The organism is Achromobacter ruhlandii, from assembly GCF_902859695.1.
Classification (GTDB): Bacteria; Pseudomonadota; Gammaproteobacteria; order Burkholderiales; family Burkholderiaceae_B; genus Achromobacter; species Achromobacter ruhlandii.
The window spans coordinates 89,545-96,602 of the sequence record NZ_CADIJL010000025.1 but is presented as its reverse complement, the minus strand read 5'-3'; the positions used below and the strand labels follow the sequence as shown (position 1 = coordinate 96,602).

The window sequence follows — 7,058 nt, the reverse complement described above, 5'->3', positions numbered from 1 at the left end:
CGCGGCGTCGGCCCGCCGGCGGGCCAGCGCCGCACGGGCCGCCGGACGGCCCGCCTCGATCGCCCCCCCGTCCAGGTGGCGGCATGGCGCGGCGCGACAATGCGGCGGGGTTTTCCCCCTGCCGCGCCGCGCGATTTGCTATCCTTCGGGTCTCGGCATCACACGCTCGTCATATTCCATGCACGCCAATTCCGGCAATGTCTTCATGGTCGTCGCCCCCAGCGGGGCCGGCAAATCCAGCCTGGTCAAGGCCTTGCTGCAGCAAGACCCGTCCATCCTCCTGTCCGTCTCGTGCACCACGCGCGCGCCGCGTCCCGGCGAAGAAGACGGCCGCGAATACCGATTCATCGGCACCGACGAATTCAAGCAGATGCGCGACGAGCAGCGCCTGCTGGAATGGGCCGAGGTGCACGGCAATTTCTATGGCACGCCGCGCGACCGCATCGACGAAGCCACCCGCGAAGGCCGCGACGTGCTGCTGGAGATCGACTGGCAGGGCGCGCGCCAGGTGCGCCAGCGCTTCCCCGCCGCGATTGGCATTTTCGTGCTGCCGCCGTCCATCGAGGAACTCGAAAGCCGGCTGAAGGCGCGCGGCCAGGATGCGCCGCAGGTGATCGCGCGCCGGCTGATGGCCGCCGGCGGCGAAATCGCGCACGCGCCGGAATGCGAATATGTTATTATTAATCAAGAATTTAGCGTAGCCTTGTCGGAACTGACTCAAATCGTCAGCGCCGCGCGGCTGCGTTTTTCGTCTCAGGCCGCCCGGCACGCTGACTTGTTCGCGCAACTCGGCATCCCGGCGGCACACTGAAACGAATCCGCATTCTCCCTTTCCACCATCAGCACCAGGTGTCCTAATGGCTCGCATTACCGTCGAAGACTGTCTGAATCAGATCCCCAACCGTTTCAAGCTCACGCTGGCCGCGACCTACCGCGCCCGCGAGCTGGCGCAAGGCCATGCCCCGCGCCTGGACAGCAAAGACAAGCCCACCGTCACGGCCCTGCGCGAAATCGCGGGCGGCCTCACCGGCGCGGAAATGCTGCGTAAAGTTCCCACCTGATATTTTCCGGGGGGCGGCAAGCATGGCTTTTCCCGGGCTGAAGTACGCTTCATCAGGTCTGCTTGCCGCGCTACGTGCCGGCTCCCGTCTCGGGCGCCGCACGGGCAAGAAAGACAAGAACTCCCCCACGCCAGCCTCCGTCGCCGCCCAAGAGGCGGCGGACGCGACCGCCTCGCCGGTCGCCTCGCTGGCGCCGCTGACCGAAATCATCGGCAGCTATCTCGACAAGAAAGATGTGGAGCGCGTGCGCGAAGCCTACCGCTTCGCCGACCAGGCGCACCTGGGCCAGTTCCGCGCCAGCGGTTCGCCCTACATCTCGCACCCCATCGCCGTCACGGAAATCTGCGCGGGCTGGAAGCTCGACGCGAACGCGTTGTCCGCCGCCCTGCTGCACGACGTGATGGAAGACCAGGGCATCGCCAAGCACGAGCTGGCCGAGAAATTCGGCCCTGAAGTCGCCGAGCTGGTCGATGGCCTGTCCAAGCTGGACCGCCTGGACTTCGCCACCAAGGCCGAGCAGCAGGCCGAGAGTTTCCGCAAGATGCTGCTGGCGATGGCGCGCGACGTGCGCGTCATCCTCATCAAGCTGGCCGACCGCCTGCACAACATGCGCACGCTGGACGCGGTCAACCCTGAAAAGCGCCGCCGCATCGCCCGCGAAACGCTGGACATCTACGCGCCCATCGCTCACCGGCTGGGCCTGAACCTGCTGTTCCGCGAACTGCAGGACCTGTGCTTCGCGGCCATGTACCCGAACCGCTATCAGGTGCTGTACAAGGCCGTGCTGGCCGCGCGCGGCAACCGCCGCGAGGTGATCGGCAAGATCGCCGATTCGGTGCGCGCCGCCCTGCCGGCCGCCGGCATCGAGGCCGAGGTCACCGGCCGCGAGAAGACGCTGTTCGGCATCTACCGCAAGATGGTCGACCAGAAGAAGTCGTTCTCCGACGTGCTGGACATCTACGGTTTCCGCGTCATCGTCCACACGCTGCCGGAGTGCTACCTGGCGCTGGGCACGCTGCACCAGCTGTACCGGCCGGTGCCCGGCAAGTTCAAGGACTACATCGCGATTCCCAAGGTCAACGGCTACCAGTCGCTGCACACGACGCTGGTGGGTCCCTACGGCACGCCGGTGGAATTCCAGTTCCGCACCCGCGACATGCATCACGTGGCCGAGGAAGGCGTGGCCTCGCACTGGCTGTACAAGGGCGCCGACCTGACGCTCAACGACCTGCAGAAACGCACCCACCAGTGGCTGCAATCGCTGCTGGACATCCAGAGCCAGACCGGCGATTCGGGCGAATTCCTCGAACACGTCAAGGTCGATCTGTTCCCGGACGCCGTCTACGTTTTCACCCCGCGCGGCAAGATCATCTCGCTGCCGCGTGGCGCGACGCCGGTGGACTTCGCCTACGCCATCCATACCGACATCGGCAACCAGGCGGTGGCCGCCAAGGTCAACGGCGAGTTCGTGCCGCTGCGCACGGAGCTGAACAGCGGCGACACGGTGGAGATCGTCACCTCCCCCGCTTCGCGCCCGAACGCGCAATGGCTCAACTACGTGCGCACCGGCCGCGCCCGCTCGGAAATCCGCCACTACCTGCGCACCGTCAAGTACGAGGAATCGGTGGCCTTCGGCGAACGCCTGCTGGGCCAGGCCCTGCAGGAGCTGCACATGCCGCTGCCGGCCACCGACGATCCGGCCTGGCAGAAGCTGGCGCGCAGCACCGGCGCCAGCTCGCGCGAGGAAATCCTGGCCGACATCGGCCTGGGCAAGCGCCTGGCGGCCGTGGTGGCGCGCCGCTTCGCGCCCGAGCACCAACTGGTGGCCACCACCGCCGCGGCGGTGGACGAGCTGACCTCGGCCCGCAGCGCCCCGATCCTGATCCAGGGCAACGAAGGCCAGGCGGTGCAACTGGCGCCGTGCTGCGGGCCGCTGCCCGGCGACCCGATCATCGCCGGCATGCGCATGGGCCACGGCCTGGTGGTGCATACCGCCGACTGCCCGGTGGCCATGCGCCAGCGCCTGCGCGAACCGGAACGCTGGATCAACGTCGCGTGGGACGCCCACACCGCCAAGCACCTGGCCACGCGCCTGGACATCGTCACCCGCAACGAGCGCGGCGTGCTGGGCCGGCTGGCCGCGGAAGTCACGGCGGCCGACGCCAACATCATGCATGTGACGATGCACGATGACGCGGTCTCGACGGTGTCGCTGCACCTGACCATCCAGGTCGACAGCCGCAAGCACCTGGCGCAGGTGATCCGCGCCATCCGCCACGTGCCGCAAGTGCAGAAGATCGTGCGCGTGAAGGGCTGAGGGGAAGGCCCCACCCCCGAAGCGCTGCGCGCTTCCCCCTCAAGGGGGCATGTCTACGGACCGGCGGAGCCGGATCCGTGACATCCCGCTTGGGGGCGCTCTCATTGCGGCCTTTGAAGCGTGGAGCGATCCGTGCTCAGGCCACGTGTTGCAGGAAGTCCTTCAGGCGCTGGCTGGGCGGATTGTCCAGCAGCTCAGCCGGCGGCCCGTCATGGGCGATCTTGCCGGCGTCGATGAAGATCAGGCGGCTGCCGACCTTGCGCGCGAACTCCATTTCGTGCGTGACCACCACCATGGTCATGCCCTCCTCGGCCAGATCGCGCATCACCTTCAGCACCTCGTGGCGCAGTTCCGGGTCGAGCGCCGAGGTCGGCTCGTCGAACAGCATCAGCTTGGGCTTGATGGCCAGCGCGCGGGCGATCGCCACGCGCTGCTGCTGGCCGCCGGACAGCTCGGACGGATAGTGGTTCATGCGCTCGCCCAGCCCGACCTTGCGCAGCAGCTGCTCGGCCAGTTCGCGCGCCTCGTCGCGGCCCTGGCCGCGCGTGTGGATCGGCCCGAACATGACGTTCTGCAGCGCGGTCATCTGCGGGAACAGATTGAACTGCTGGAACACCATGCCGGCCTCGCGGCGGATCTCGCGCACCTGGGCGGCGCCGCCATGCACGCTCAGGCCGTCGACCAGCAGGTCGCCGCCGTTGATCGTTTCGAGCACGTTGATGCAGCGCAGGAAGGTGGACTTGCCGGAACCGGACGGCCCCACCACCACGACCACCTCGCCCGCGTCGATATTGAGCGAGATACCGTTCAGGACCGTGGACTCGCCGAACGTCTTGGTGACGTCATGAAATTCAACCATGCTCATAGTATGCGCATCCTCTTTTCCACCAGGTGCAGGATCAGCGCCATCGTGCCCGTCAGGATCAGGTAGACGATGGCGATGGCCGACCAGATCTCGACCGCACGGAAGTTGCTGGCCATGATCTCCTGGCCCTGGCGAGTCAGTTCCGCGACGCCGATCACGATGAACAGCGACGAATCCTTCAGGCTGATGATGCACTGGTTGCCCAGCGGCGGAATCATGCGGCGGAACGCCACCGGCCCGATGATGTGGAACAGGATCTTGTGAAACGGCAGGCCCATCGCCTGCCCGGCTTCCTTCAGGCCCTTGTGCACCGACAGCAGCGAGCCGCGCACGATCTCGGAGATATAGGCGCCCGAGTTGATGATGAGCGTGACGATGGCGGCCCACTCGGCGTCCACCCGGATGTTGGCCAGCAGCGGCAAGGCGAAATAAATGAACATCACCTGCACCACGATCGGCGTGCCGCGGATCACCGCGACGTACACCTGGGCGATGCCCGACAGGATCGGATGCCCGTAGGCCCGGGTCACCCCGGAGAGCGCGCCCAGCAGGAACCCGCCGAACAGGCCCCAAAAGGTGATCTTGATGGTCATCTGCGTGCCCACCCACAGGTTGGGCAGCGCATCCATCACTACATTCCAGTCAAAATCCACGAATTACCCCTCAATGGCGCGCCTCGCGCGCCGCATCCTGGCGGGAATGCCCGGCGCCGCAAGCGGCTCGGGGCCGCCCCGTCCCGGGCCCGGCGTCGCCGGAGCGAAGCGCCGGGGCCCCAGACTGCCGGGCGGCCCCGAAATGCAACATCAATCCGGCGGGAAGGCTCAGGGCTTCTTGCCGAACCACTTTTCGTAGATGGCGTCGTACTGGCCGTTGGACTTGAGCGTGGCCAGGGCCTTGTTGACCTGCGGCACCAGTTCGCTGCCCTTGGGGAAGGCGATGCCGTAGAAGTCGCCGCTCTTGACCGAGCCGACCACCTTGACGCGGCCCTTGCCGGCCGTGTTGGCGTAGTACTGGACGTTGGGCGTGTCGTGCACGGCGGCGTCGACCCGGCCGGTGGCCAGTTCCAGGTAGGCGTTGTCGATGTTGGGGAACAGCTTGAGCTTGGCGTCCGGCACCTGGGCCTTCAGGAAGTCCACGGTGGCCGTGCCGGTCTTGACCGCGACGGTCTTGCCGGCCAGCGACTTGGCGTCCTTGATGTCGGTGTTCTTTTCGCCCACCAGGATGGCCAGGCCGCTTTCGTAGTAGGGATCGGAGAAGTCGATCACCTTCTTGCGGTCATCGCGAATGGTGATGCCGGCCAGCGCCACGTCGATGTTCTTGGTCTGCAGGCCGGGGATGATGCCGTTGAAGTCCATCGGCTGCAGCTTGTACTTGACGTTCAGCTCCTTGGCGATGGCGGCCCACAGGTCGACGTCGAAGCCGGTGTAGGTGTTGCCCTGCTTGAACTCGAACGGCACGAACGCGGTATCGGTGGCCACCACCAATTCCTTGCCTTGGGCGTAGGCGCCGGAGGCGGCGCCGAACATGGCCATGGACAGGCCGACCAAGGCGGCGGCGACTTTACGTTTAATCATGAAACTCTCCTCTTGGGGCTGATAGCGCCCGGGGTTGCAGTTGGAACATGATGCGCGGGCCACGCCGGGATCGCCGGAGCAACTTACGGCGCATGTTAACGCATCCGTCCCCACCGCAGAGAGCTTAGAAAAATTACAATCCGCATGACACCCCGGAGAATCCCCATGCCCTACAAGTATGTACGCATCGCCGGCAACCGGCGCCAGGTGGGCGTGGCGCTGGGCAGGCTGGCCCGCCCGCTGATGGCGACCTACCTGGACCAGAGCGCCACCTGGAAGGCGCTGCGCCCCTGGCGCGGCCATCCTTACGTGACCGAACTGGGCGAGCAGGCGCGCGCCGCGCTGCCGGCGATCTGGGAGGAACTGGAGGGGCTGGCCGAAGGGCTGGGAATGCCGCTGGCGGACGTGTTGCTGTGGAATTGCCGGGGTGACTTGCTGCATAGCAGCGGCAGCGGCGACGGCTGCACCTCGGTGGCGCTGAAGGCGGCCGATGGCACCCGCTGGATCGGCCACAACGAGGACGGCGATCCGTTCCTGTACGGCCGCTGCCATCTGGTGGACGTGGCGCTGGACGACGCGCCGGGCTACCTGAGCTTCTATTACCCGGGATCCCTGCCCGGCCATACCTTCGGGGCCAATCGCGCCGGTCTGGTGCAGACCATCAACAACCTGCGCACGCGCCTGCGCCAGCGCGGCCTGCCGCGCATGCTGCTGGCGCGCGCCGTGCTCGACTGCGCCACGCTGGACGAGGCCGTGGCGCTGCTGCGCGACGCACCACGCGCGGGGGGCTTTCACCATACGCTGGGGTCGGCGGCCGACGCCCGCATCTTCAGCGTCGAGGCGACGCCGGGCGCCGCGTCAGCGCAGGAGATCGGCACCCGGTATGGCCACGCCAACCACATGGTGCATCAGGCCAGCCGGGGGCAATCGCAGATCATCACCGACTCGTCGCGCGAGCGCCAGCGCCGCATCGAGGGCATCGTCGACACCTGGTCCCCCGCCACCATTGGCGCCGACCTGCTGGCGGCGCTGCATGACACCGAGGGCGAACTGCCGATCCTGCGCACCGATCCCAAGGACCCGGACGGCGAAAACACGCTCGCCACCGCGATCTTCGAAATCGGCGATGGCGAGGTGACGCTGCGGGTCTATGACCGCAAGGCCAAGGCGGACATTGTGCTGGATGTGATGAACGACCCGGACGATCCGGCGCCCGAACCCGCCTGAACGGGCTCGGGCGC

At 66.8% G+C, this 7,058-nt stretch carries 7 protein-coding genes; 4 read left to right on the top strand and 3 right to left on the bottom strand.

What is annotated here, in order from left to right:
• The first annotated feature begins 178 nt into the window (after positions 1-178).
• Genes gmk through HV742_RS24060 form a run of 3 tightly spaced genes read left to right on the top strand, consistent with a single transcriptional unit; the run spans position 179 to position 3,378 of the window.
• Positions 179-811 (top strand): guanylate kinase, encoded by a 633-nt coding sequence (gene gmk, locus HV742_RS24070; RefSeq protein WP_080977408.1) that lies wholly within the window; start codon positions 179-181, stop codon positions 809-811.
• 46 nt (positions 812-857) lie between these two features.
• A complete protein-coding gene (rpoZ, locus tag HV742_RS24065) occupies positions 858-1,061 on the top strand; it encodes a DNA-directed RNA polymerase subunit omega (RefSeq protein ID WP_006394760.1) in 204 nt (67 codons plus the stop codon).
• Between the two features lie 22 nt (positions 1,062-1,083).
• Positions 1,084-3,378, top strand: a complete 2,295-nt coding sequence (locus HV742_RS24060; RefSeq protein ID WP_006394759.1) for a RelA/SpoT family protein — start codon at positions 1,084-1,086, stop codon at positions 3,376-3,378.
• A 136-nt stretch (positions 3,379-3,514) separates the two neighbouring features.
• Here the strand turns inward: HV742_RS24060 and glnQ are convergent, their stop codons facing one another.
• The 3 genes from glnQ to glnH form a co-directional block, all read right to left on the bottom strand.
• Positions 3,515-4,243 (bottom strand): glutamine ABC transporter ATP-binding protein GlnQ, encoded by a 729-nt coding sequence (gene glnQ / locus HV742_RS24055; RefSeq protein ID WP_049073501.1) that lies wholly within the window; start codon positions 4,241-4,243, stop codon positions 3,515-3,517.
• Positions 4,240-4,896 carry a glutamine ABC transporter permease GlnP gene (gene glnP / locus HV742_RS24050; RefSeq protein WP_035360348.1) on the bottom strand — a complete coding sequence of 219 codons (657 nt, stop codon included), beginning with the start codon at positions 4,894-4,896 and terminating at the stop codon, positions 4,240-4,242. Before glnP ends, glnQ begins: the two co-directional genes overlap by 4 nt.
• 168 nt (positions 4,897-5,064) lie before the next feature.
• Positions 5,065-5,817, bottom strand: coding sequence for a glutamine ABC transporter substrate-binding protein GlnH (gene glnH / locus HV742_RS24045; RefSeq protein ID WP_006388205.1), 753 nt, complete (start codon positions 5,815-5,817; stop codon positions 5,065-5,067).
• 165 nt (positions 5,818-5,982) lie between these two features.
• On the opposite strand from glnH, the gene HV742_RS24040 reads away from it, so the two are divergent.
• Positions 5,983-7,044 carry a C45 family autoproteolytic acyltransferase/hydrolase gene (locus HV742_RS24040; RefSeq protein WP_175146570.1) on the top strand — a complete coding sequence of 354 codons (1,062 nt, stop codon included), beginning with the start codon at positions 5,983-5,985 and terminating at the stop codon, positions 7,042-7,044.
• Positions 7,045-7,058 lie beyond the last annotated feature (14 nt).

Excerpts from the sequence above, each read along its gene's own strand:
- gmk (WP_080977408.1), top strand. The coding sequence starts at position 179 with ATGCACGCCAATTCCGGCAATGTCTTCATGGTCGTCGCCCCCAGCGGG.
- rpoZ (WP_006394760.1), top strand. The coding sequence starts at position 858 with ATGGCTCGCATTACCGTCGAAGACTGTCTGAATCAGATCCCCAACCGT.
- HV742_RS24060 (WP_006394759.1), top strand. The coding sequence starts at position 1,084 with ATGGCTTTTCCCGGGCTGAAGTACGCTTCATCAGGTCTGCTTGCCGCG.
- glnQ (WP_049073501.1), bottom strand. The coding sequence starts at position 4,243 with ATGAGCATGGTTGAATTTCATGACGTCACCAAGACGTTCGGCGAGTCC.
- glnH (WP_006388205.1), bottom strand. The coding sequence starts at position 5,817 with ATGATTAAACGTAAAGTCGCCGCCGCCTTGGTCGGCCTGTCCATGGCC.
- HV742_RS24040 (WP_175146570.1), top strand. The coding sequence starts at position 5,983 with ATGCCCTACAAGTATGTACGCATCGCCGGCAACCGGCGCCAGGTGGGC.